Source organism: Streptomyces sp. NPDC005551, assembly GCF_042871785.1.
In the GTDB taxonomy this organism is placed as follows: domain Bacteria; phylum Actinomycetota; class Actinomycetes; order Streptomycetales; family Streptomycetaceae; genus Streptomyces.
Map to the genome: position 1 here is coordinate 105,734 of NZ_JBIAJE010000002.1, position 20,627 is coordinate 126,360.

General features: G+C 73.4%; 21 protein-coding genes. 10 read left to right on the top strand and 11 right to left on the bottom strand.

From position 1 onward, the window contains the following. Positions 1 to 17: 17 nt before the first annotated feature. Positions 18 to 3,401, bottom strand: a complete 3,384-nt coding sequence (locus tag ACFYP4_RS04695) for a BTAD domain-containing putative transcriptional regulator (protein ID WP_388782836.1) — start codon at positions 3,399 to 3,401, stop codon at positions 18 to 20. A gap of 320 nt (positions 3,402 to 3,721) precedes the next feature. Here ACFYP4_RS04695 and ACFYP4_RS04700 point away from each other — a divergent pair, with 320 nt between their 5' ends. Further along, positions 3,722 to 4,516 (top strand): site-2 protease family protein, encoded by a 795-nt coding sequence (locus ACFYP4_RS04700; protein ID WP_358851610.1) that lies wholly within the window; start codon positions 3,722 to 3,724, stop codon positions 4,514 to 4,516. Here ACFYP4_RS04700 and ACFYP4_RS04705 read toward each other — a convergent pair. The 3 genes from ACFYP4_RS04705 to ACFYP4_RS04715 form a co-directional block, all read right to left on the bottom strand. After that, entirely contained in the window at positions 4,513 to 4,695 is a 183-nt protein-coding gene (locus ACFYP4_RS04705) for a hypothetical protein (RefSeq protein ID WP_388782839.1), read from the bottom strand. The genes ACFYP4_RS04700 and ACFYP4_RS04705 overlap by 4 nt on opposite strands. A gap of 68 nt (positions 4,696 to 4,763) precedes the next feature. Next, the gene (npdG, locus tag ACFYP4_RS04710) at positions 4,764 to 5,480 is read right to left on the bottom strand and encodes an NADPH-dependent F420 reductase (RefSeq protein ID WP_388782841.1); all 717 of its coding nucleotides are present in this window, start codon (positions 5,478 to 5,480) and stop codon (positions 4,764 to 4,766) included. Between the two features lie 37 nt (positions 5,481 to 5,517). After that, positions 5,518 to 6,582 (bottom strand): exo-alpha-sialidase, encoded by a 1,065-nt coding sequence (locus tag ACFYP4_RS04715; RefSeq protein WP_388782844.1) that lies wholly within the window; start codon positions 6,580 to 6,582, stop codon positions 5,518 to 5,520. A 117-nt stretch (positions 6,583 to 6,699) separates the two neighbouring features. Between ACFYP4_RS04715 and ACFYP4_RS04720 the strand changes: the two genes are divergently transcribed. Both ACFYP4_RS04720 and ACFYP4_RS04725 read left to right on the top strand, forming a co-directional pair. After that, positions 6,700 to 7,302 (top strand): hypothetical protein, encoded by a 603-nt coding sequence (locus tag ACFYP4_RS04720; protein WP_358851606.1) that lies wholly within the window; start codon positions 6,700 to 6,702, stop codon positions 7,300 to 7,302. Between the two features lie 62 nt (positions 7,303 to 7,364). Continuing rightward, entirely contained in the window at positions 7,365 to 8,696 is a 1,332-nt protein-coding gene (locus ACFYP4_RS04725; RefSeq protein ID WP_388782847.1) for an MFS transporter, read from the top strand. A gap of 269 nt (positions 8,697 to 8,965) precedes the next feature. On the opposite strand, the gene ACFYP4_RS04730 is transcribed toward ACFYP4_RS04725, so the two are convergent. Further along, positions 8,966 to 9,196 (bottom strand): hypothetical protein, encoded by a 231-nt coding sequence (locus ACFYP4_RS04730; RefSeq protein ID WP_358851604.1) that lies wholly within the window; start codon positions 9,194 to 9,196, stop codon positions 8,966 to 8,968. Between the two features lie 58 nt (positions 9,197 to 9,254). Here ACFYP4_RS04730 and map point away from each other — a divergent pair, with 58 nt between their 5' ends. Continuing rightward, entirely contained in the window at positions 9,255 to 10,112 is an 858-nt protein-coding gene (map, locus tag ACFYP4_RS04735; protein WP_358851603.1) for a type I methionyl aminopeptidase, read from the top strand. Between the two features lie 70 nt (positions 10,113 to 10,182). Here the strand turns inward: map and ACFYP4_RS04740 are convergent, their stop codons facing one another. Beyond that, positions 10,183 to 10,830 (bottom strand): PhzF family phenazine biosynthesis protein, encoded by a 648-nt coding sequence (locus tag ACFYP4_RS04740; protein ID WP_358851602.1) that lies wholly within the window; start codon positions 10,828 to 10,830, stop codon positions 10,183 to 10,185. 337 nt (positions 10,831 to 11,167) lie between these two features. On the opposite strand from ACFYP4_RS04740, the gene efeO reads away from it, so the two are divergent. The 4 genes from efeO (at position 11,168) to ACFYP4_RS04760 (ending at position 15,622) form a co-directional block, all read left to right on the top strand. Next, the gene (gene efeO / locus ACFYP4_RS04745; RefSeq protein ID WP_388782850.1) at positions 11,168 to 12,322 is read left to right on the top strand and encodes an iron uptake system protein EfeO; all 1,155 of its coding nucleotides are present in this window, start codon (positions 11,168 to 11,170) and stop codon (positions 12,320 to 12,322) included. 14 nt (positions 12,323 to 12,336) lie between these two features. Then, positions 12,337 to 13,617, top strand: a complete 1,281-nt coding sequence (gene efeB / locus ACFYP4_RS04750) for an iron uptake transporter deferrochelatase/peroxidase subunit (RefSeq protein ID WP_358851600.1) — start codon at positions 12,337 to 12,339, stop codon at positions 13,615 to 13,617. 2 nt (positions 13,618 to 13,619) lie between these two features. Further along, positions 13,620 to 14,495, top strand: a complete 876-nt coding sequence (gene efeU / locus ACFYP4_RS04755) for an iron uptake transporter permease EfeU (RefSeq protein ID WP_358851599.1) — start codon at positions 13,620 to 13,622, stop codon at positions 14,493 to 14,495. A gap of 140 nt (positions 14,496 to 14,635) precedes the next feature. Next, positions 14,636 to 15,622: a hypothetical protein gene (locus ACFYP4_RS04760; protein ID WP_388782854.1), complete on the top strand. Its 987-nt coding sequence runs from the start codon at positions 14,636 to 14,638 to the stop codon at positions 15,620 to 15,622. 16 nt (positions 15,623 to 15,638) lie between these two features. Here ACFYP4_RS04760 and ACFYP4_RS04765 read toward each other — a convergent pair whose 3' ends face one another. After that, the gene (locus tag ACFYP4_RS04765; RefSeq protein WP_358851597.1) at positions 15,639 to 16,364 is read right to left on the bottom strand and encodes a bifunctional DNA primase/polymerase; all 726 of its coding nucleotides are present in this window, start codon (positions 16,362 to 16,364) and stop codon (positions 15,639 to 15,641) included. Between the two features lie 168 nt (positions 16,365 to 16,532). On the opposite strand from ACFYP4_RS04765, the gene ACFYP4_RS04770 reads away from it, so the two are divergent. Then, the gene (locus ACFYP4_RS04770) at positions 16,533 to 17,471 is read left to right on the top strand and encodes a glycerophosphodiester phosphodiesterase (protein WP_388782856.1); all 939 of its coding nucleotides are present in this window, start codon (positions 16,533 to 16,535) and stop codon (positions 17,469 to 17,471) included. Here ACFYP4_RS04770 and ACFYP4_RS04775 read toward each other — a convergent pair. Beyond that, the gene (locus ACFYP4_RS04775) at positions 17,450 to 18,082 is read right to left on the bottom strand and encodes a TetR/AcrR family transcriptional regulator (RefSeq protein ID WP_358851595.1); all 633 of its coding nucleotides are present in this window, start codon (positions 18,080 to 18,082) and stop codon (positions 17,450 to 17,452) included. The genes ACFYP4_RS04770 and ACFYP4_RS04775 overlap by 22 nt on opposite strands. 110 nt (positions 18,083 to 18,192) lie before the next feature. Here ACFYP4_RS04775 and ACFYP4_RS04780 point away from each other — a divergent pair, with 110 nt between their 5' ends. Beyond that, complete coding sequence (locus ACFYP4_RS04780) at positions 18,193 to 18,468, top strand: DUF6243 family protein (RefSeq protein WP_388782859.1); 276 nt, start codon at positions 18,193 to 18,195, stop codon at positions 18,466 to 18,468. Positions 18,469 to 18,679: 211 nt separating this feature from the next. Here ACFYP4_RS04780 and ACFYP4_RS04785 read toward each other — a convergent pair whose 3' ends face one another. The 3 genes from ACFYP4_RS04785 to ACFYP4_RS04795 all read right to left on the bottom strand — a co-directional run bounded on the left by ACFYP4_RS04785 (position 18,680) and on the right by ACFYP4_RS04795 (position 20,615). Further along, entirely contained in the window at positions 18,680 to 19,450 is a 771-nt protein-coding gene (locus tag ACFYP4_RS04785; protein ID WP_388782861.1) for an SDR family oxidoreductase, read from the bottom strand. Between the two features lie 39 nt (positions 19,451 to 19,489). Continuing rightward, positions 19,490 to 20,044, bottom strand: coding sequence for a cyclophilin-like fold protein (locus ACFYP4_RS04790; protein ID WP_388782864.1), 555 nt, complete (start codon positions 20,042 to 20,044; stop codon positions 19,490 to 19,492). 160 nt (positions 20,045 to 20,204) lie between these two features. Beyond that, positions 20,205 to 20,615, bottom strand: coding sequence for a cupin domain-containing protein (locus ACFYP4_RS04795; protein WP_358851592.1), 411 nt, complete (start codon positions 20,613 to 20,615; stop codon positions 20,205 to 20,207). Positions 20,616 to 20,627 lie beyond the last annotated feature (12 nt).

A 20,627-nucleotide genomic window follows, 5' to 3' on the forward strand; every position in this document is an offset into this window, starting at 1 on the left:
ACCGGCCCGGGTCCGCGTCACACGAGGGCGGCGGCCTCCTCCAGGGAGAGCCCGCCGCCCTCGGCGTACGCCGCCGCGTACGCCGCCTCGTCGAGCACCGCCCGCACGGCCGCCACCGCCTGCCCGCGTACCTCGTCCTCCGTGGGGCGGGCGAAGTGGCCCGGCGGCAGCAGGTTGTCGGCGGCGCCGATGAGCCGGGCGGCGTCCCGGGCGTGCCGGCCGTCGTCGAGGCCGGCGAGGGCGATGGCCGCCGTGACCAGATGGGCGGAGGTCATGTGCGGCGCGATCATCCGGGTCAGCGGGTCCGCGGCCCGCTCCAGCGCCCGCCGGGCCTTCTCGCGGGCGCTCGCGTACTGTCCCTCGACCGTGTCCAGCCAGGCCTCGACGCCGAGGACGAACATGTCGAACACGACGAAGGAGACGGCTTCGAAGTCGGTGCGCAGCAGGCGCATCTGCTCGCGGGCCTCCGCGACCCGGCCGGTGCGGCCGAGCCACATCGCGAGGAAGAGGCGGGAGGCGGGCATCGCCTCGTTGACCGCGCCGTGCCCGGCGGCCAGCACCTCGCGCAGCAGCCGCTCGCCCCGCTCGGGCTCCCCCGACTCGACGAGGACACTGCCGAGCCGGGCGGTGAGCACCGCCGACTGCGCGTGGGCGCCGAGCCGTTCGGCGTAGGTGATCGCCTCCGTGTAGTCGGCGGCGGCGAGGGCGTACGCCCCCCGTCGCTCGTGGGCCTCGCCACGTGCCGACAGGGCCTCGGCCGCGCCCCAGGCGTCGCCGAGGCGTACGAAGATCTCCAGCGCCTCGTCGGCGTCCCGGGCCGCGTCGCCCGCCCAGTCGGACCGGTTGGCGAGGATGTTGGCGCGCATCTGGAGGGCGACGGCGAGTTCCCAGCCGTAGTCCAGTTCGCGGCAGGTGGCGACCGTCCTGTCGATCACGTCGTGCATCCGGTCCATGTCGCCGGTCAGCAGGACCGCGTAGAACCAGAGGTAGCCGGGGCTGCGGCAGGTCTGCGGCTGGCCGGGCCGGTAGGCCTCGCTGATGGCGCGCAGTTTCGCCTTGGCCTCGGGGGTCTGCCAGGCCTGGAGGTCCATGTCCATGCAGGCGAGGTGGATGAGGTGCACGCCGCGCCGGGCCTCTTCGAGGACGTCGGGACGCATCGGCGGCGGGGCGGCCGTGCAGCTCTCGTAGAGCGGGGCGACGGGCCTTTGGGGCGGCGCGAACGGGTCGGGGCCGAGCGCCATGACCTCGCGGGACCAGGTGCGGGTCTCGACGCGCTGGTCGCGGGTCTGCCAGTACCAGGCGAGGGAGAGGACGAGGCAGAGCGCCTCCTGCTCGTCCCGTTCGGCGACGGCGTGGCGCAGGGCGGTGCGGAGGTTCTCGTACTCGCGCTGGATCCGTTCGATGGCGGCGAGCTGGCCCGGGCCGCGCAGTTCGGGGTCGGTGGTGCGGGCGAGTTCGCGGTAGTGGGTGAGGTGGGCGCGGGCGGCGGCGGGGCGCCGGCCGGACTCGTCGAGGCGGGCGCCCGCGTACTCGGCGACGGTCTCCAGGAGCCGGTAGCGCATCTCGCCGTCCCCGGAGGGTGCCGCGACGACGAGGGACTTGTCGACGAGGGAGCCGAGTGCCTCCAGCGCGGCCGGGCCGCACACGGCCTCGGCGGCGGTCAGGTCGCAGCCCCCGGCGAAGACGGACAGCCGGCGCAGTACCTCGCGTTCCTCCTCGTCGAGGAGGTCCCAGGACCAGTCGACGACGGCGCGCAGGGTCTGCTGCCGGGGCAGGACCGTGCGGCTGCCCGAGGTCAGCAGGCGGAAGCGGTCGTCCAGCCGGTCGGCGATCTGGCGGGGGGTGAGCATCCGCAGCCGGGCGGCGGCGAGTTCGATGGCCAGCGGCAGCCCGTCGAGCCGGCGGCAGATCTCGGCGGCGGCGTCCGGGTCGTCCTGGACGCGGAACCCGGGGCGCGCCGCGGCGCCGCGGTCGGCGAGCAGCCGCAGCGCGACGGGCTCGGGCAGCGGCTCCACGGGACGCAGCAACTCCCCCGGCACGCCGAGGGGTTCGCGGCTGGTGGCGAGCACGGTCAGTCCGGGGCAGTGCTCCAACAGCTGTTCGACGAGCCGGGCGGCGGCGTCCACGACGTGCTCGCAGTTGTCCAGGATGAGCAGCATGCGGCGCTTGGCGCAGTGCTCGGCGAGCCGGGACACGGGGTCGTCGTGCCGGTCGGCGACGGCTCGCAGTTCCTCGGCGCCGGCGCCGCGCAGCACGGTCTCGCGGGCGCCCAGCGCGGTGAGTACGGCCTCGGGCGCGGCCTCCGGGTCGTCGACGGGCGCCAGTTCGGCGAGCCACACCCCGTCGCGCGCCGTGTCCCCGGCTCGCTCGGCGGCCTCCTGCGACAGCCGGGTCTTGCCGGCCCCGCCGGGTCCGAGCAGCGTCACGAGCCGGGCCGCCGCGAGGTCGCCGCGGATGGCATCGATGTCGCTCTCCCGGCCGACGAAGGAGGTGAGGCGGGCCCGGAGGTTGCCGGGGGGCGTGGTGGCGGGGCCGGTGCGGGGCGGTGCGGGGGGCGCGGGCCGCGTATCGGCGGCGGGGGCGCCTGGGGCGGCCGCGGTGGCTCTTGCTCCGGGTTCGGGTTCGGGTTCGGGTTCGGGGCGGGAGGGTGCCGGGGCCGAGGCGTCCGCCGGCCCGTGGTGCAGCAACTCCTCGTGCAACGAGCGCAGTTCGGGTCCGGGGTCGGAGCCCAGGCGGTCGGCGAGGAGCCGGCGTACCGCGTCGTAGGCGGCGAGGGCTTCTGCGGGGCGGCCGGCATCGCGCAGGGCGCGCAGCCGCAGGGCCTGGAGGGGTTCGTCCAGTGGGCGGAGGTCGCACAGGGCGGTGAGTTCGGGCAGCGCCTGCGCGGCGTGGCCGAGGGCGAGGGCGGCGGTGAGGCGGGCGCGTCGCGCGTCGAGGCGCCGGATCTCCCAGCGGGCCGACTCGGCGGTGCGGTCGGGCAGGTCGGCGAGCGCCGGGCCGTGCCACAGGGCGAGGGCGTCGTCGAGGACGACGGCCGCCTTGGCGGGGTCGCCGTCGGCCAGCGCCCGCGCGCCCTCAACGGTGAGCCGCTCGAAGCGGTGCAGGTCCACGTCGTCGGGGGCGGCGGAGAGGCGGTAGCCGCCGTCCGCCGAGGCGACCGCGTCCGGACCGAGCGCCCGGCGCAGCCGTCCCACCAGCGCCTGGAGCGCGCCCGTGGCGTCGGCGGGCGGGTCGCCGTCCCACACCTCGTCGACGAGGTGGGCGGCGGGCACGGTCCGCCCGGCGCGCAGGGCGAGCACGGTCAGCAGGGCACGCAGACGCGCTCCGCCGACCGGTACGGGGGTGCCGTCGGGGCGGAGTGCCTGCGTGGTGCCGAGAACGCGGTAGCGCACGGGGTTCATTGTCTCCGGTGCCGTGGGGGCGGGTGTCGGGTGCGCCGGGGGCGGTCGCAGGGGGCGGTGTCGGGTCGGCGGTCGCAGGGGGCGGTGTCGGCGGTCGTCGGGGGGCGGGTGCCCCCGGCGGCCGTCGTCGAGGGGGTGGTGTCCTGGCGACCGTCGTCGGGGGGCGGTGTCCGAGCGGCCGTCGCTGCGCCGCCGCATCCGCATGCCCCCACCTTCCCCGGAACCCTTGGGGGCTCGCGAGACGTTTTCCGGGGGCGCCCGGTACGGTCGGGCAGGCCGACCGGCCCGACCGACAGCACACCACCAGCACTGGGAGTCCCATGACCACCGCCGCGTCCCGCCGCAGCGACCGGAGGATCAGCCCCGTCTTCCTCGGGATCCTGGCCGTCACGGCGGTCACCGGCTGGGCCACCTGGACCGGCTTCGCCGAGCAGCCCGGCGTGGCCGTGTTCCTGTTCGTGACGGCCGCGTGGATCGTCTCGCTCTGTCTGCACGAGTACGCGCACGCCCGCACCGCCCTGCACGGCGGCGACATCTCGGTCGGCGCCAAGGGCTATCTCACCCTCGACCCGCTGAAGTACACGCACGCGCTGCTGAGCATCGTCCTGCCGGTGATCTTCGTGATCATGGGCGGGATCGGTCTGCCCGGCGGTGCGGTCTTCATCGAGCGCAGCCGCATCCGGGGCCGCTGGAAGCACAGCCTGATCTCGGCGGCGGGCCCGCTCACCAACGTCCTGTTCGCCGTGGTGTGCACGGCCCCGTTCTGGCTGCACGCCCTGGACGGGGTGCCCGTCGGGTTCCAGTACGCGCTGGCGTTCCTCGCACTGCTCCAGGTCACGGCAGCGATCCTGAACCTGCTGCCGGTCCCGGGCCTGGACGGCTACGGGGTCATCGAGCCCTGGCTGTCGTACGGCCTGCGCCGCCAGGTGGAGCCGTTCGCGCCGTTCGGGCTGCTGGCCGTGTTCGCGGTGCTGTGGATCCCCTCGGTGAACGTCGCGTTCTTCGACGCCGTGGACGCGATCCTGTGCGGCCTGGGGGTCGACGACCTCCAGCGGTACTGCGGCCAGGACCTGTACCGGTTCTGGCGCGGCACCGACGAGATCTGCGTCTCCTAACCGGTGACGGAACCGTCCCGCGCCTTGCCGCGGCGCGCGTAGTACCAGGTCATGTTGGACGACAGACCGGCCAGCAGCACCCACACGACGCCGAGCCAGCTGCCCTGGACGAAGGAGACCACGGCCGCGGCGACGGAGAGGACGCAGACGACAAGGGCGTACAGAGCGAGGCGGGGCATGGGGGTCGGCTCCTGACAGACGGACGTAGCGGTACGACATCCCAGTGTCCCCCATGCCCGGGCGCCCGCTACACGTCGGTCAGTCGCAGGCCCGCGTGCGCCTTGTAGCGCCGGTTCACCGAGATCAGGTTCGCGACCAGGGACTCGACCTGGTGGGCGTTCCGCAGCCGCCCGGCGAAGATGCCGCGCATCCCGGGGATGCGCCCGGCGAGCGCCTGCACGGTCTCCACGTCCGCCCGCTCCTCGCCGAGGACCATCACGTCGGTGTCGATCTCCTCGAGCGCGGGGTCCTGGAGGAGCACCGCGGAGAGGTGGTGGAAGGCCGCGGTGACCCGCGAGTCCGGCAGCAGGGCGGCGGCCTGCTCGGCGGCGCTGCCCTCCTCCGGCTTCAGGGCGTAGGCACCCTTCTTGTCGAAGCCGAGCGGGTTGACGCAGTCGACGACGAGCTTGCCTGCCAGTTCCCCGCGCAGGTTTTCCAGTGTCTCGCGGTGCCCGTCCCACGGCACCGCCACGATCACGATGTCGCTGCGCCGCGCGCACTCGGTGTTGTCGGCGCCCTCGACACCGTGGCCGAGTTCCTCGGCGGCGCCGCGCGCGCGGTCCGCGGCACGGGATCCGATGATCACCTTCTGGCCGGCCCTGGCGAGCCGGAATGCGAGGCCCTTGCCCTGCGGGCCGGTCCCGCCGAGCACGCCCACGACGAGCCCGGAGACGTCGGGAAGGTCCCAGGGGTCCTTGGCGGGGGCCTTCTGGCTGGCGGCGGAGGCACTGTCGGTAGAGGTCATGGGCCGACTTTACGTGCGCGGATCGCCGCCCCGCCGCTCAGGTGAGGGCCGTCACGGGGACGCGGCGGAAGGTGATCGTCTCGTACGCGCCGAAGTCGCCGGTCTCGTAGAGCAGTCCGACGGTCGTCGCGTCGACGCGGACGAGGTCGGAGTACGCGGCGGGGAGGCCGTCGACGGTGTGCACGGGCCGCCAGGTGGTGCCTCCGTCGGTGGAGGCGCGGACCGTCATCAGGGCGCGGAAGGCGGGGTCGGCCGGCCCGGAGTACAGCAGCAGGTCGGGGTCGCGGAGCTGGAGGAGGCTGCCCTGGACGACGGGGGTGACGAGCCCGGCCTGCGGCCGGAACGGCTTCTCCAGGCTCCGCCCGCCGTCGGACGAGTGGGCGTCCGCGCGGTTGCCGGGGGACGGCGAGTCGTTGCGCGTGTTGAAGTAGACGCGGCCGTCGGGGAGTTCGGCCGCCGTCGTCTCGTTCACGTTGACGTAGCCGTTGGGGTTCTCGTCGAGGTAGCCGAGGTACCAGGTCTGCCCGCGGTCGTCGCTCAGCAGGCAGTGGCCGCTGTTGTACCTGGCCTCGGTGCCGTTGTCCCCGCCGCCGGGCGGGACGGTGTGGTTGCCGGGGACGAGGACCCGGCCGGTGGTGAGCTGGAGCGCGTGTCCGGGCGTGGTCGCGTACCAGCGCCAGCCGGGCTTCTTCACCTGCCCGGTGATCTCCCGCGGCTGCGACCAGGTCGCCCCGTCGTCGTCGCTGTGCTGCACCCAGACGCGGCGCCCGTCGGCGGCCTTCACCTTCCCGCGCAGGATGGCGTCCTCGCTCGCGGCGGCCGCCGCGCGGACGTGGACGAGCAGGATCCGGCCGGTGTCCAGGACGACGGGTGCGGGATTGCCCGCGAGGTTGTTCCCGTTCCCGGCGACCGCCTGGAGCGGGCCCCAGGTGCGGCCGCCGTCGGTGGACCGCTTCAGCACGATGTCGATGTTCCCGTGGTCCTGCGCGGATCCGACCCTGCCCTCGCAGAAGGCGAGGAGGGTGCCGGCGACGACGGCGGGGATCCGGAAACTCGCGTACCCCTCCCGGCCCGCGCGGAACGGGATGCTTGCCTCGGTCATGGGCGGCTCCTGGGTCGGGCTCCCCCGGCGGGGAGCGGTCGTTGCCCTTCCCCATCCCGGGCGAATTCGAGGTGAACGCGGCCTGACGATCGGTCGATTGAGGCAGGATGCGTGCCCATGGACGCCGTACGGGTCGCGTTGCTGCGCGAAGTGCTCGCCGGGACCGAGTGGCTGGGGGCGACGCGACGGTTCGCCGGGGCCCTCAGAGGGTCGGTGGTGTCGCACGGCGGCGGGCTGCTGCTGGTGGGGACGGCCGGCTACGAGCCCTGGCACCTGGCCGCGCACCTGGTGGACGAGGCGGCCTGGTCGGGGACGCCGGAGCTGTCGCCGACCCTGGTCCGGCACGGCGCGCGGGCCTCGGACCCCGCCCATCTCGCGGTCGGCCTCGGCCGCATCGAGGCCGCGAGGCGCGGGGAGACGCTGCTGGTGGTGGCGCCGGACGCACCGGGGGCGCGGCTGCTCGAGCGGGTCTCCGACGCCCGGCGGGCGGGGGCGACGGTGCTGGCTCTCGACGAGAGCGACGGCGAACTGCGGTCGATGGCCCACGAGTCGCTCTCCGTCCCCGCCGGGCCCGAACTCGGTCTCGACACGGTCCAGCACCTCGTCAGCGCGGCGGCCGGGGAGAACTCGCTGCCGGTGCGACGGGGGCGCCGGCGGTTCCGTGACCGGCTGTCCCGGCTGGCGGACCAGCTGACCTCGCCTCCCCCGGCCCGCTGGTAGGCCGACCCGGCGGGCGGAAAACCGGTTGCTCCGCGCGGGTCCGCCGCTGAGCATGGCCCGTTGTGACCGATGACGCCCCCGCCACGGAGTCCGCCGCTTCCCCGGGCCTGCGTTCGGTGCTGCCCGACCTGTCGCCCTGGCGGGTGTCCGCCGACTTCCGCAGGCTGTGGCTGGCCGGGCTGATCACGAACTTCGGGAGCTTCCTGACGTTCGTGGCCCTGCCGGTGCAGATGAAGGACCTCACGGGGTCGGCCGTCGCGGTGGGGGCGATCGGGGCCGTCGAACTCGTACCGATGATCGTCTTCGGTCTGTACGGCGGGGCGCTCGCGGACGCCCTGGACAAGCGCCGGCTGATCGTCCACACGGAGATCGGGCAGGGGCTGCTCTGCGCGGGGCTGCTGGTCAACGCGCTGCTGCCGCGGCCGGCGGTGTGGCCGCTGTACGCGGTCGCCGCGCTCTCCTCCGCCCTCGGCGCGATCCAGCGGCCCGCGCTGGACTCGCTCGTCCCGCGGATCGTCCCGCACGAGCACCTGCCTGCCGCCGCCTCCCTCAACTCGCTGCGCTGGACCGTCGGCGGAGTCGCGGGCCCGGCTCTCGCGGGCGTCGTGGTGGCGTACGCGGGGCTCGGCTGGGCGTACGCCGTGGACCTGCTGACGTTCGCCGTGTCGGTGGCGCTGGTCGCCGGGCTCGCGGCCTCTCCCGCCGCCCACGAGGCCGCGAGGCCGTCCCTGCGGTCGATCGCCGAGGGGGCCCGGTACGCCTGGAGCCGCAAGGAGCTGCTCGGCACCTACGCCGTCGACCTCGCCGCGATGTTCTTCGCGATGCCGCTCGCCCTGCTGCCGTTCCTGGCCGACGAGCTGGACGCCGAGTGGTCGCTCGGGCTGATGTACGCGGCGCTGCCGGCCGGCGCGCTGCTAGTGACCCTCACCAGCGGGTGGACCTCGCGCGTCCACCGGCACGGCCGGATGGTGGTACTCGCGGCGGCCTGCTGGGGGCTCGCCATGGCGGCGGCGGGCGCCGCGCACGACGTCTGGCCGGTGCTGGCGTTCCTCGTCCTCGGCGGCTGCTTCGACATGGTCAGCGGGATCTTCCGCGCGGCGATGTGGAACCAGACGATCCCGGACGAGCTGCGCGGCCGGCTGGCCGGGATCGAGCTGCTGTACTACTCCGCCGGGCCCCAGCTCGGGCAGGTCCGCGCGGGCGGCATGGCCGCGTGGACGAGTGTCCGGACGTCCATCTGGGCCGGCGGGGTCCTCTGTGCGGGCGCGGTGGGGCTCCTGGCGCTGTGCCTGCCGAAGCTGATGACGTACGACGTACGCACGAACGAGCACGCGCTGCGGCAGCGGGCCCTGCGGGAGGCGGGGGCGACGGCCTCCGCGCCGGACGCCGTGTGAGCCCCGAGAACGCGACGGGACCGCCCCCTCGCCGCGCTGACAGCCGGCCGGGACGAACCCCGGCCGGGACGGGTGCCGCAGCCGGGATCCGGCGCGAGGTCCGGCCCGGCCCTGCGGCCCACCCGCCATATGACAGCCGGCCGGAAACCTACGTCGCTGCCGTGACGGTCACCGCCGCCGTCATCCGGCGTCGCGGGCACGGCCGTTCCCGCGGCCGGGATCGGCTTCGCGGGCCGGGCAGCAGTCGTGGTGGTGGCCGGCCCCGGCCGTCAGGCCTCGTCCGGGCCCTTCGGGGTGGGGTCGTGCCACTTGGGGTCGTTCTCCCACTCGAGGTTCCGCTCCCGGGCGGTCTCCATCGCCTGCTCGGCTTCCTTACGGGAGGCGTAGGGACCGAACCGGTCCTTGGCGGGGCAATCGGGGCCCTCCTCGACCTTCTTGTGCTCCAGGCAGTAGTACCACTCACCGGGCTTGCCGGCGGTCCGCTTCTTGAACAGGGCCATGACCAGCTCCTTTCGCCAGGGACATGTTCCCCCATGGCCGCTGGTTAGACTCGCTTGCATGTCTGGCCAGTCGCTGCTCGTACCAGGGGAGCTCTCTCCCACCCGTTCCGTTCCCGGAAACATCAGGCGTCCCGAGTACGTGGGCAAGCCCGCGCCGAAGCCGTACACCGGCCCCGAGGTGCAGACCCCGGAGACCGTCGAGGCGATGCGCGCCGCCGGGCGCATCGCGGCGCGGGCGATGGCCGAGGCCGCGAAGCTGATCGCCCCCGGTGTCACGACGGACGAACTGGACCGGGTCGCACACGAGTACATGTGCGACCACGGTGCCTACCCGTCGACGCTCGGCTACCGCGGTTTCCCCAAGTCGCTGTGCACCTCCGTCAACGAGGTGATCTGCCACGGCATCCCGGACAGCACCGTCCTGCGGGACGGCGACATCGTCAACCTCGACGTGACGGCGTACATCGGCGGCGTGCACGGCGACAACAACGCCACCTACCTCGTCGGGGACGTCGACGAGGAGAGCAGGCTGCTCGTCGAGCGGACCCGCGAGTCCCTCGACCGCGCCATCAAGGCGGTCAGGCCCGGCCGCCAGATCAACGTCATCGGGCGGGTCATCGAGTCGTACGCCAAGCGGTTCGGGTACGGGGTGGTCCGTGACTTCACGGGCCACGGGATCAACTCGTCGTTCCACTCCGGGCTGATCGTCCCGCACTACGACAGCCCGCACGCGACCACCGTCATCCAGCCCGGGATGACCTTCACCATCGAGCCCATGCTCACGCTCGGGACCCACGAGTACGACATGTGGGACGACGGCTGGACGGTCGTCACGAAGGACCGCAGGCGGACGGCCCAGTTCGAGCACACGCTGGTCGTCACCGACAGCGGCGCCGAGATCCTCACCCTGCCGTAGCCGTCGCCGGGAGCGGCCGGTCCGTGGCCGGCCCCTTCGTCCGGCCGGCGCCACGGCCGATACGGCGGGGTCAGCCGCGCAGCAGCCGCACCCGGCCCCCCACTTCGACCCATCCCCGCGGCTGCGGCGCGGTGAGGATCTGGGAGCCCGCCCCCTGGACGATGTTCAGCGCCCGGCCGAGGCGGGCGGTGAGCAGCAGCGCCGCCGCTCCCGTGGCCTCGTCCTCCCGGATGCCGTCGTCGCGGCCGGGGAAGGCGCGGGCGCGGACCCGGCCGGCGGCTTCGTCCTCCCAGGCCCAGGCGTAGATCCACTCGCCGGGCGGCGGGACGGGGAGGGCGTCGACCTCGTGGGCGGAGGCGTACTGCCGCAGCGTGCGCGGCGGGGCCCACTCCGGGCGCGCCTCGATCCAGCTGAACTCGCCGTCGAGGCGGGTGCCCACCACCCCGGCGGGCGTGACCAGTTCGGGCACGTCGAGGAGCCAGGCCGCGCCGACGCAGGGGTGCCCGGCGAAGGGCAGCCGCAGGGTGGGGGTGTAGATGTCGATGACTCCGCGCTCGGGATCGTCGACGAACACGGTCTCGCTGTACCCGAGTTTCGCGGCGAAGTCCTGCCGCTCCCCACGGTCCGGCAGCACCGATCCCTCGCGGACGACGCCGAGTTCGTTGCCGTGGCCGCCGCCGGGTCCGCAGAAGACGCGCAGTACGTCGAAGTCAGTCACCCGCGCATTCAAACACCCCTCACGCGGTGGGTCGGGGCCGCGCGGATCCCGTACCGGCGGTCGCGCGCCCGTTCGCGCCTCCGTGCGCCCGCCGTGTCCCGGCAACGCTCTCCTGGGATCCGGGGTGCGGGCAACAGGCCTCTTTACCTCCGCTTGACCTGCCCTTGGGGGCGACTTTTGGCCATCGTGATCAGGCCGTGTCCATGAGCTTCCCGTGAGAGCTGAATCACCGGACGGGTGGGTACCAGTGAGGCAAGCCTCAGATAAGTTAGGCCAGCCTCACTCTCCCGCGCGGGTCGCCCCGCGCGGTTCGTCCGTCCTTTCACCTGGAGCCTTCATGCGAGCCGTCCGACTCTCAGTCGTCACCGCAGCCGCCACCGCGGCCGCTCTGACCGCCGTCACGGGCTGCACGGAGAAGAGCGACGCCAAGGGCGGCAGCGGCACGATCGAGGTGACCGCCGCGGACACCGAGTGCGACACCTCGTCGAAGTCGGTCCCGGCCGGCCAGGTCACCCTGAAGATCGAGAACAAGGGCTCCAAGGCCACCGAGGTCGAGATCGTCTTCCCCGACGACCGGATCGTCTCCGAGAAGGAGAACATCGGCCCGGGCACCAAGTACACGCTGACCGCCGAGGTCAAGGCCGGTTCGTACGAGATCGCCTGCCGTCCGGGCATGAAGGGCCACGGCGTCCGCCAGAAGCTCACGGTCACCGGCGGCAGCAAGGTCGCCAAGCGCGACCCCCGCCTCGACAAGGCCGTCGCCGCCTACCGCGAGTACGCGCAGGAGCAGGCCGACGAGACGCTGCCGAAGGCCAAGGCGTTCGCCGAGGCCGTCAAGGACGGCGACATCGCCGCCGCGAAGAAGGAGTACGCGCCCTCGCGTCTCGGCTGGGAGCGCACCGAGCCCGTCGCCGAGTCCTTCGGTGACATCGACCCGCTGGTCGACGTCCGCGAGGACGGCCTGGAGGAGGGCCAGGACCTGGAGAAGGACTGGACGGGCTGGCACCGCCTGGAGAAGTCCCTGTGGCAGGACAAGAAGATCGGCGCGACCGAGAAGAAGCTCGCCGACCGGCTGGTCGCGGACCTGACCGACTGGCAGAAGCGCGTCGGCAAGGCCGTGATCACCCCGACCTCCATGGCCAACGGTGCCAAGGAGCTGCTCGACGAGGTCGCCACCGGCAAGGTCACCGGCGAGGAGGAGCGCTACTCGCACACCGACCTCGTCGACTTCAAGGGCAACGTCGAGGGTGCCGAGAAGGCGTACGAGCTGCTGAAGCCGGTCGCCGGGGAGAACGACGCGGCGCTGACCAAGGAGCTGGACAAGCAGTTCACGGCGCTGAACACGCTGCTCGACAAGTACCGCACGGACAAGACCTCGTACGACTTCGTCTCGTACGACAAGCTCGGCAAGTCCGACGTCAAGGACCTCCAGGACGCCGTCAACGCACTCGCCGAGCCGCTGTCCAAGCTCGCCGCAGCCGTCGTGAAGTGAGCGAGGGGACCCCCATGACGGACACCACCGGGACCACGTCCGGCACTGCCTCCGCGGACGGCGCGCAGACGCCGTCCCGGCGTTCCCTGATCGGCTGGGGCGGGGCCGGGCTCGCGCTGGGCGCCGTCGCCGCGGGCGGCGCGGTGGCGATGAGCCGCGCCGGCGACGACGTGGAGCCGGCCGGCGCCGCGACGGGGGCCGCGGTCCCCTTCCACGGCGCGCACCAGGCCGGCATCGCGACCGCGGTCCAGGACAGGCTGCACTTCGCCGCGTTCGACGTGAAGACGGACGACCGCGACGCCTTCGTGCAGCTGCTGAAGGACTGGACGCAGGCCGCCGCGCGGATGACCGCGGGACACGCGGTCGGCGAGGGCGCGTACGGCGGTCTCGCCGAGGCGCCGCCGGACGACACCGGTGAGGCGCTGGGCCTCAAGCCGTCGCGGCTGACGCTGACGATCGGGTTCGGCCCCTCGTTCTTCGAGAAGTTCGGGCTGCGGGACCGGCGTCCCGAGGCCCTGGTGGACCTGCCGAGGTTCCCGGGCGACAACCTGGACAAGGCCCGCAGCGGCGGCGACCTGTGCATCCAGGCGTGCGCGGACGACCCGCAGGTCGCGGTGCACGCGATCCGCAACCTCGCCCGGATCGGTTTCGGCAAGGTCGCCGTCCGCTGGTCCCAGCTGGGCTTCGGCAAGACGTCGTCGACGACGCCGGACGCGCAGACCCCGCGCAACCTGATGGGCTTCAAGGACGGCACCCGCAACATCGCGGGCACCGAGACCGACCGGCTGAGGAAGTTCGTGTGGGTGGGCGGGGAGGGTCCCGGCTGGATGACCGGCGGCTCGTACCTGGTGGCCCGCCGCATCCGGATGAACATCGAGACGTGGGACCGCACCTCGCTCGTGGAGCAGGAGGACGTCTTCGGCCGCGACAAGGGCGAGGGCGCTCCCGTCGGCAAGGCGAAGGAGCGTGACGAGCCGTTCCTGAAGGCGATGAAGCCCGACGCGCACGTCCGGCTCGCCCACCCCGACTCCAACGACGGGGCGACGATCCTGCGCCGGGGCTACTCCTTCACCGACGGCACGGACGGCCTCGGCCGCCTGGACGCGGGGCTGTTCTTCCTCGCGTACCAGCGCGACGTCCGCAAGGGCTTCATCCCGGTGCAGCGGAACCTGTCGCGCACCGACGCGCTCAACGAGTACATCCAGCACGTGGGTTCGGCGATCTTCGCGGTTCCCCCCGGCGTCCGGGACAAGGACGACTGGTGGGGCCGGGCGCTGTTCTCCGAGGAGGCGTAGCCGTGTTCGGCAACTATCTGATCGGCCTGCGCGAGGGGCTGGAAGCCAGTCTCGTCGTCTGCATCCTGATCGCCTACCTGGTGAAGACCGGCCGCCGGGACGCCCTGCGGCCCATCTGGGCCGGCATCGGGGTCGCCGTGGTCCTGGCGCTGGGCTTCGGCTGCGCGCTGGAGTTCGGCTCGCAGGAGCTGACGTTCCAGGCACAGGAGGCGCTGGGCGGCTCGCTGTCGATCGTGGCGGTGTGCCTGGTGACGTGGATGGTCTTCTGGATGCGGCGCACCGCCCGGCACCTGAGGGCGGAGCTGCACGGCAGGCTGGACGCGGCGCTGGCGATGGGCACGGGCGCGCTGGTCGCCACCGCGTTCCTCGCGGTCGGCCGGGAGGGCCTGGAGACGGCGCTGTTCGTGTGGGCGTCGGTGCACGCCGCGAGCGACGGGACACCGCGTCCGCTGATCGGCGTCGCCCTGGGCCTCGCCACCGCGATCCTGCTCGGCTGGCTCTTCTACCGCGGCGCCCTGAGGATCAACCTCGCCAAGTTCTTCACCTGGACCGGCGGCATGCTGGTCGTGGTCGCCGCGGGCGTGCTCGCGTACGGCGTCCACGACCTCCAGGAGGCCGACTGGATCCCCGGTCTGACCAACCTGGCGTTCGACATCAGCGGCACCATCGAGCCGACCAGCTGGTACGGCACGCTGCTGAAGGGTGTCTTCAACTTCCAGCCCGACCCGACCGTCCTCCAGGTCACCGTGTGGGCGCTGTACCTGGTCCCGACGCTGCTCGTCTTCCTGTGGCCGCTGGGCTTCGGCACGGGGAGGACCGCGCCGGCCCCCGCGCAGCCGCAGCCCGCGTCCGACGGTGCGGTGGCCGACCGGAGCTGAACCGGCCGGGCGACCTCGCCGGGCCGGGCCGGTCCGGTGCCGGAGGTCACGACGGGGGCCCGATTGCGGCTCCCCGCGCCGGGGCCCGTTCGTTCCCCGGTAGGGTTCGGGCCCGGGACTGGGGAAGGCGAAGGGACCCGATGAGCAGGCTTGGAAGGCTGAGGCGGTCCGTGCCGGCGGTGGCGGCGGGGATCGCGCTGTCCGTCGCGGCGAGCGGATGCGTGGTGGTGCACGGGGAGCGCGAGGTGCTTCCCGGGGCGAAGAAGTCCGAAGCCGCCCGCGCTCTCCGGGACTTCCTGTCCGCCTACAACAAGGCCGACCGGGCGTACGACCCGGCCCTGGACGCGAACCGGGTCGCCGGGCCGCTCGCCGACATCGACGGCGCGAAGCTGCGGGCCGGCCACACCAACAACCCGTCGGGCAACCCGGCCCACCGGCCGCTGAAGCTGACCGACGCGAAGTTCGCCATCCCGAAGAAGGCGGGCTGGCCCCGCTGGTTCCTCGCCGACACCAAGGCCAACAAGGGTGCCGCCGACTCCCGTTGGCTGCTGGTCTTCACCCGGGGCGACGCCGACGACGTGTGGCAGGTCTCGTATCTGACCGTGGTGTCCGCCGACGACGTACCGGCCTTCGCGAAGGACAAGGACGGCTGGGCCGAGCCCGTCGCCGCCGATGACACGCGACTGGCCGTCAGCCCGGCGAAGTTGAGCCGGTCGTACGCGACGTACCTGAAGAGCGGCGGCGACGACTTCGCGCCGGGTGCCCACACGTCCGGCTGGCGGACGCTGCGCAGGAAGAACGCGAGCAAGCCCGGCCTCGCCCGGCAGTACGTGGACGAGGCGCTGTCGGCAGGCGACTACGCCCCGGCCGGGCTGCGCACCGCGGACGGCGGCGCGCTGGTGTTCTTCGGCACGCGCCACTTCGAGAAGCAGACCGCCGCGCAGGGCGTCGACCTCAACGTCACCGACCCGAACATCAAGGCCCTGATGAAGGGCGAGGTCAAGCAGTCCCTCACCCTGGAGTTCGTCTCCAACCAGGCGGTCCTGGACCCGGCGAGGACGGCCGCGGACCCGAAGGTGGAGTTCGTCAGCCGCGTCCAGGGGCTGACGGCGGCGCACGGCGAGTAGCCGGTGCGGCGGGGGGTCAGCCCCCGTGCGGCCAGGCGGCGAGCTGGTCCGACCCGTCACCCACGGAGCGTGCGGACTCGTCGGTCAGGATCTCGATGAGGCCGAGCGGTTCGGGCAGCGCGTGCTCGGGACCGCGCACCCAGTCGACCGACAGGCCGCCCGGCAGCTGCGCCGGGGGCACGAGGACGTACGAGCCGCGGCAGTGCCACCGCAGGCCGGGATGCTCGTCCATGGTCTCGGGGTGGCAGTCCAGCTCGCAGGGCCACCACTCGTCCTCGTCCTCGGGCGTACCGCGGGTGAGGGTGAAGAAGAGCATCCGTCCGTCGCCCGTCTCGGCGACGGGACCCACCTCGACGCCGGCGGCGAGCAGCCGCTGCAGCGCCGCGCGCCCGGCGTCGAGCGGCACGTCGAGGACGTCGTGCACCATGCCGGTCGCGGTGATGAAGTTGGCCTGCGGCTCGTGGCGGGCCCACTGCTCGATCTGGTCGCGGTCGGTCGTGGACTGCGTCTGCCAGGCGAAGGAGACGGGGTGCCGGGCCGGGGTGGGACAGCCGACGCGGTCGCAGGAGCACCGGTAGCCGGCGGGGTGAGCGGCCGGGGCGAGGGGCAGCCCGGCTCCGGCGGCGGCGAGCAGCAGGGTCTCACGGTCGCCCGCGTCGGCGGTCTCCTTAGGGCGACGGCCACGCAGCCACTGGGAGATCCTGCCCTGCCGGCCGGAACGGCCGCCGAACTCCGCGCTCATCTATCCCCTCGCCTTGCTGTGGTGCGGACAGCACTGCTTCATGGTCCCACCATCCTGCGCCCCGGGTGGCCGGAGCCGGTATCCGGGGTGCGGGGGGCGGTCGGCCTGAGGCCCGGATCGAGTGTCATTACATAGTTTAATGGGATTTACACCCCTACCCTCGTCGTCATGGTCACACGGACTGCGCTCACGGGTATCGCCGGTCTCACCTCGCTGGCCCTCGCCGTGCAGGGCGGCACCCTGGCCCCGCTGGAGTGGGGCGGCCACCCCCTGACCGTGGACGCGCTCCCCCGCGTCGTGCACGTCGCCCACCGCGGCGGCGCCCGGGAGGTCCCGGAGAACAGCATGTCGGGCCTGATGGCGGCGTACGAACGCGGGACGGCCCAGGTGCTCGACTTCGACACCCGGATGCTGCGCGACGGGCACATGGTCGTCATCCACGACCGGACCCTGAACCGCACGACCTACCTGGGCGGCCCGGTGCGGAACCTGGACCTCCGGGACTGGCAGGGCGTGCGGCTGCGGCCGAAGGACGTGCTGCCGGGCAGCTGGCGCTCGGAGCGGCCACCGACGGTCGCCGAGGTGCTGGACCGCTTCGGCGGGCGCATCGTGCTGATGCTGGAGGCCAAGGACCCGGAGAGCCTGCGCGCGCTGGCCGGGCTGCTGCGCGACCGCGGGCTGACCCGCTCGGTGTTCGTCAACTCCAACCGGCCCGAGGTGGCCCGGCGCGCCCATCGCATGGGCCTGGTCGCGCAGCTGTGGCGCTCGGCGGACCAGATGCGCCGCGACCGGCCCGAGCGCTGGGTACCGTTCGTGGATCTGCTCGACGTGGACCACCGGGCCCGGGACGGGGACCTCCTGCGGGCGGCGAGGTCGGGCATCCCCCGGGTGTGGGCGCACACCGTCGTGACCCCGGCCCAGCGCGACCGGGTCCTCGCGCTGGGCTGCAACGGGGTCATCACGGACGCGCCGGGGCGGCTGGCCCGCCGCCCGCCGGGACCCACGCCGGCGGCGAGGGCCGCGCGGACCCTGCGGGCACTCAGGGCGCGGCACGCCGTAAGGGCACTGCGGGCACTGCGGGCGGCTCAGCGCGGCGCGATGCCGTAGAGGGCGTAGTCGACGAGGGTGTCCGTGTACGCGTAGGTGATCGGGCCGGTGCGCTGGAGCCAGCGCTGGGCGAGCGGGGAGACGAACAGTTCGAGGGCGACGCGCGGGTCGACGTCGGCGCGCACGGCACCCTGGTCCTGCGCCGAGCGCAGTCGCCGCACGTAGAGCTGGAGCTGTGGTTCCAGGAGCCTGCTCACGAAGACGGCTCCGAGCTGCTCGTCGACGAGGCCCTCGGCGGCCAGCGCCCGGGAGGGGACCTCGAACCGGGGGTCGAGCAGCTCGTCCACGGTGGCCCGCAGGACGAGCTTGAGGTCGGCGGCGAGATCGCCGGTGTCCGGGATCGCGTACGGCTGCCGCGGGTCCTGGCCCGGTTGGGCCGCGGCCCGGGCGGCCTGCTCGCTCAGGTCGAGGAATGCCTCCAGCAGGACGTCGGCCTTCGAGGACCACCAGCGGTAGATCGTCTGCTTGCCAACTCCGGCGCGGGCGGCGATCCCCTCGATGGTCGTCCTCGGGTAGCCGATCTCTCCGACGAGGGCGAGGGCGGCGTCGTAGATCGCGCGGCGCGATCTCTCGCTGCGGCGGGTGGCGTCGGGAACGGGCTTCTGGACCATGGGTCGAATGTAACAGGTTGACAAGACGGTGCGTCTCGCTGGACAGTGATGCGAGACGGACGCGAGACGAAACGTCTCGTATTGATGAAGTGCGGTGAGAGGAGCCGGTGATGGCGCGAGGCGGAGACGGAAACATGCTGGGCGTGGGCGGGACGCGGCGGAAGCTCGGCCGGACGGCCCTGCGCGGTGGCGGCCGCGGCGGCCGGATCGGCGGCGGGCTGGACCCGCAGGCGCAGAAGCGGGAGTTGCTGCGCAAGCTGCGGGAGGGACGCGGGGAGGCCGCGCGGGACGGCCACGGGGAGCCGACGGGACAGGGACCGACGGGACAGGGACCGACGGGACAGGGGCGTACGGCGGAGGCGGAAGGGGGGCCGGGGGCGTCGTGAGCGGTGCCGGGTGGCCGCGGGTGGGGGGAGCGCCCGCGGGCTCATCCATTCCCCGGGGGGCGCAAGGCGCGGCTTCCCGTACGTGCCTCAGTGCCCATGCCGGAGGAGGCGCCGGTGAAGAAGGCGACCTGGCCGGTGAAGCCGTAGGTGGGGTTCATCGGGGAACTCACGTGGGATCTCGACGCCGCGGTGTGACGGTGACGCCGCTGGTTCAGGTGGTCTGGCCCCCGTCGACGACGAGGGCGGTGCCGGTGGCGAAGGCGGCGTCGTCGGAGCACAGCCAGAGCACGGCGGAGGCGATCTCCTCGGGCTTGCCGAGGCGGCCGACGGGTTCGTCGGCGATGAGCCCTTCACGTCCGCCGGGGCGGGCGTCGCCGAAGCGGCGAATCATCTCGGTGTCGATAATCCCGGGGCAGACGGCGTTGACGCGGATGCCCTGCGCGGCGTGATCCAGAGCGGCGGAGCGGGTGAAGCCGATGACCCCGTGCTTGGCGGCGGCGTAGGCGGCCTGGCCCTGGAAACCCTTGACCCCGGCCCCGGAGGAGACGTTGACAATGGCGCCGCCGCCGTCCTGCCGGAGCATCTGCCGGAGCTGGGCGCGGGTGCACAGGAACACTCCGGTGAGGCTGACTCCGAGGATGCGGTCCCAGTCGGCCTTGGCGGTGTCGGCGGCCGGCTGGACGGGTTGTTCGACGCCGGCGTTGTTGAAGGCCGCGTCCAGGCTTCCGAAGCGTTCGACGGTCCGGTCGACCGCGGCCTGGACGTCTTCCTCGCTGGTGACATCGCACGCGAGGGTGAGGACTTCGCCACCACCGCCGGCGGCGATCAGGCGGGCGGTCTCTCGCAGGCCGTCGGCGGACAGGTCGGCGAGCGCCACGCGTGCGCCCGCGCGGGCGAAGGCGAGGGCGGTGGCACGACCGATGCCGCTGGCGGCGCCGGTGACGAACGCGGTCTTGTCGTGGAAGTCGTAGGTGATGTTCACGCGGGTTCTCCCATCGAGAGGCGGGCCGGGGACGACGGATCAGGGGGCGGCTTCGACGGTGATGCGCTCGGCTCGGCCGAGCCGGGCGGCGCCGACATCGAGGTGGCCGAGGACGAGCAGGTCGGCGGAGGCGGCGAGCCCGTCCTGGTAGAAGAGGGCCAGATTGCCCCAGGGGGCGTAGTAGGCGACGTCGCCGATCTTGGCCGCGGCCGGCTTGGGGGCGCCGGAGGTGTCCAGCTCGCGCGGCAGGCCGGCCACCCGCTCCGTGCCGTGGAAGTCCTCCAGGTCAAGGGTGAGCGGGAGCAGCTCGGCGAAGTCGCGGGCGGCGGGGCTGTCGTTCAGGGCGGCGTCGACGGGGCGGCCGTCGAGGGTGACCCGGATGTCCATGGGAGTGCTCCTCTCGGAGGTGGGCGGCAGGGTGGAGGCCGGTGTCTCCCGCTGCCCCGGGGAGGCGGAAGACGCGGAGCCCGGCGTGGCTTCCGGCGCGTCGCCGGAGCAGGCGCTCACGGCCGGAAGCAGGGCGGCTGCCGCGGCGAAGTGGACCAGCGCGCGGCGGACGGCGGGGTGCATGAGGGAAAGTCCCGGGGGTGTCATGCGGGCAGTGGCACGGTGTAGTGCCGGAACCCGCCGCGCTCGGTCTTGACGGCGTGGCGCTCGTCTGTGGCCCGCTCGCCCTCGCCGGCCGGCTTCAGGAAAGGAGGGTGAGGTCGGGGCATGGCCCGGGTCCGAGGGTGAGGTCGGGGCATGGCCCGGGTCAGCCGGTGGCCGGGGCTGTGGCGTACTCCTCGTCGGTGACGGGGTTCAGCCAGTGCACGACGTCGTGGTTGTCGTCGCCCTCGTTGATGGCAAGGTGGACCATCAGCCGGTTCGGGGCAGCGCCGTGCCAGTGCTCCTCGTCGGCCTCGAACAGGACGCGGTCGCCGGGCCGGATGAATTCCACCGGCCCGCCGCGGCGCTGGCACAGACCGACTCCTTCGGTGACGAAGACTGTCTGGCCCAGCGGGTGACGGTGCCAGTGGGTGCGCGCGCCGGGCATGAAGTGCACCAGGTTCGCGGTGACCCGGGACGGGGCCGGGGCCGCGGCGACGGCGTCGATGTAGACGTCGCCGGTGAACCAGTCGGCCGGACCTCTGGCGGTGTCGATCGAGCTGCGGGTGATCTGCACGGGTGCTCCTTG

What these genes read in the sequence shown, in the direction of transcription:
- ACFYP4_RS04775 (WP_358851595.1), bottom strand. Translation starts at nt 18,082, where the DNA reads ATGGTCCAGAAGCCCGTTCCCGACGCCACCCGCCGCAGCGAGAGATCG.
- ACFYP4_RS04770 (WP_388782856.1), top strand. Translation starts at nt 16,533, where the DNA reads ATGGTCACACGGACTGCGCTCACGGGTATCGCCGGTCTCACCTCGCTG.
- npdG (WP_388782841.1), bottom strand. Translation starts at nt 5,480, where the DNA reads ATGACCTCTACCGACAGTGCCTCCGCCGCCAGCCAGAAGGCCCCCGCC.
- ACFYP4_RS04765 (WP_358851597.1), bottom strand. Translation starts at nt 16,364, where the DNA reads ATGAGCGCGGAGTTCGGCGGCCGTTCCGGCCGGCAGGGCAGGATCTCC.
- map (WP_358851603.1), top strand. Translation starts at nt 9,255, where the DNA reads ATGTCTGGCCAGTCGCTGCTCGTACCAGGGGAGCTCTCTCCCACCCGT.
- efeO (WP_388782850.1), top strand. Translation starts at nt 11,168, where the DNA reads ATGCGAGCCGTCCGACTCTCAGTCGTCACCGCAGCCGCCACCGCGGCC.
- ACFYP4_RS04700 (WP_358851610.1), top strand. Translation starts at nt 3,722, where the DNA reads ATGACCACCGCCGCGTCCCGCCGCAGCGACCGGAGGATCAGCCCCGTC.
- ACFYP4_RS04780 (WP_388782859.1), top strand. Translation starts at nt 18,193, where the DNA reads ATGGCGCGAGGCGGAGACGGAAACATGCTGGGCGTGGGCGGGACGCGG.
- ACFYP4_RS04790 (WP_388782864.1), bottom strand. Translation starts at nt 20,044, where the DNA reads ATGACACCCCCGGGACTTTCCCTCATGCACCCCGCCGTCCGCCGCGCG.
- ACFYP4_RS04730 (WP_358851604.1), bottom strand. Translation starts at nt 9,196, where the DNA reads ATGGCCCTGTTCAAGAAGCGGACCGCCGGCAAGCCCGGTGAGTGGTAC.
- ACFYP4_RS04720 (WP_358851606.1), top strand. Translation starts at nt 6,700, where the DNA reads ATGGACGCCGTACGGGTCGCGTTGCTGCGCGAAGTGCTCGCCGGGACC.
- efeB (WP_358851600.1), top strand. Translation starts at nt 12,337, where the DNA reads ATGACGGACACCACCGGGACCACGTCCGGCACTGCCTCCGCGGACGGC.
- ACFYP4_RS04760 (WP_388782854.1), top strand. Translation starts at nt 14,636, where the DNA reads ATGAGCAGGCTTGGAAGGCTGAGGCGGTCCGTGCCGGCGGTGGCGGCG.
- ACFYP4_RS04695 (WP_388782836.1), bottom strand. Translation starts at nt 3,401, where the DNA reads ATGAACCCCGTGCGCTACCGCGTTCTCGGCACCACGCAGGCACTCCGC.
- ACFYP4_RS04715 (WP_388782844.1), bottom strand. Translation starts at nt 6,582, where the DNA reads ATGACCGAGGCAAGCATCCCGTTCCGCGCGGGCCGGGAGGGGTACGCG.
- ACFYP4_RS04705 (WP_388782839.1), bottom strand. Translation starts at nt 4,695, where the DNA reads ATGCCCCGCCTCGCTCTGTACGCCCTTGTCGTCTGCGTCCTCTCCGTC.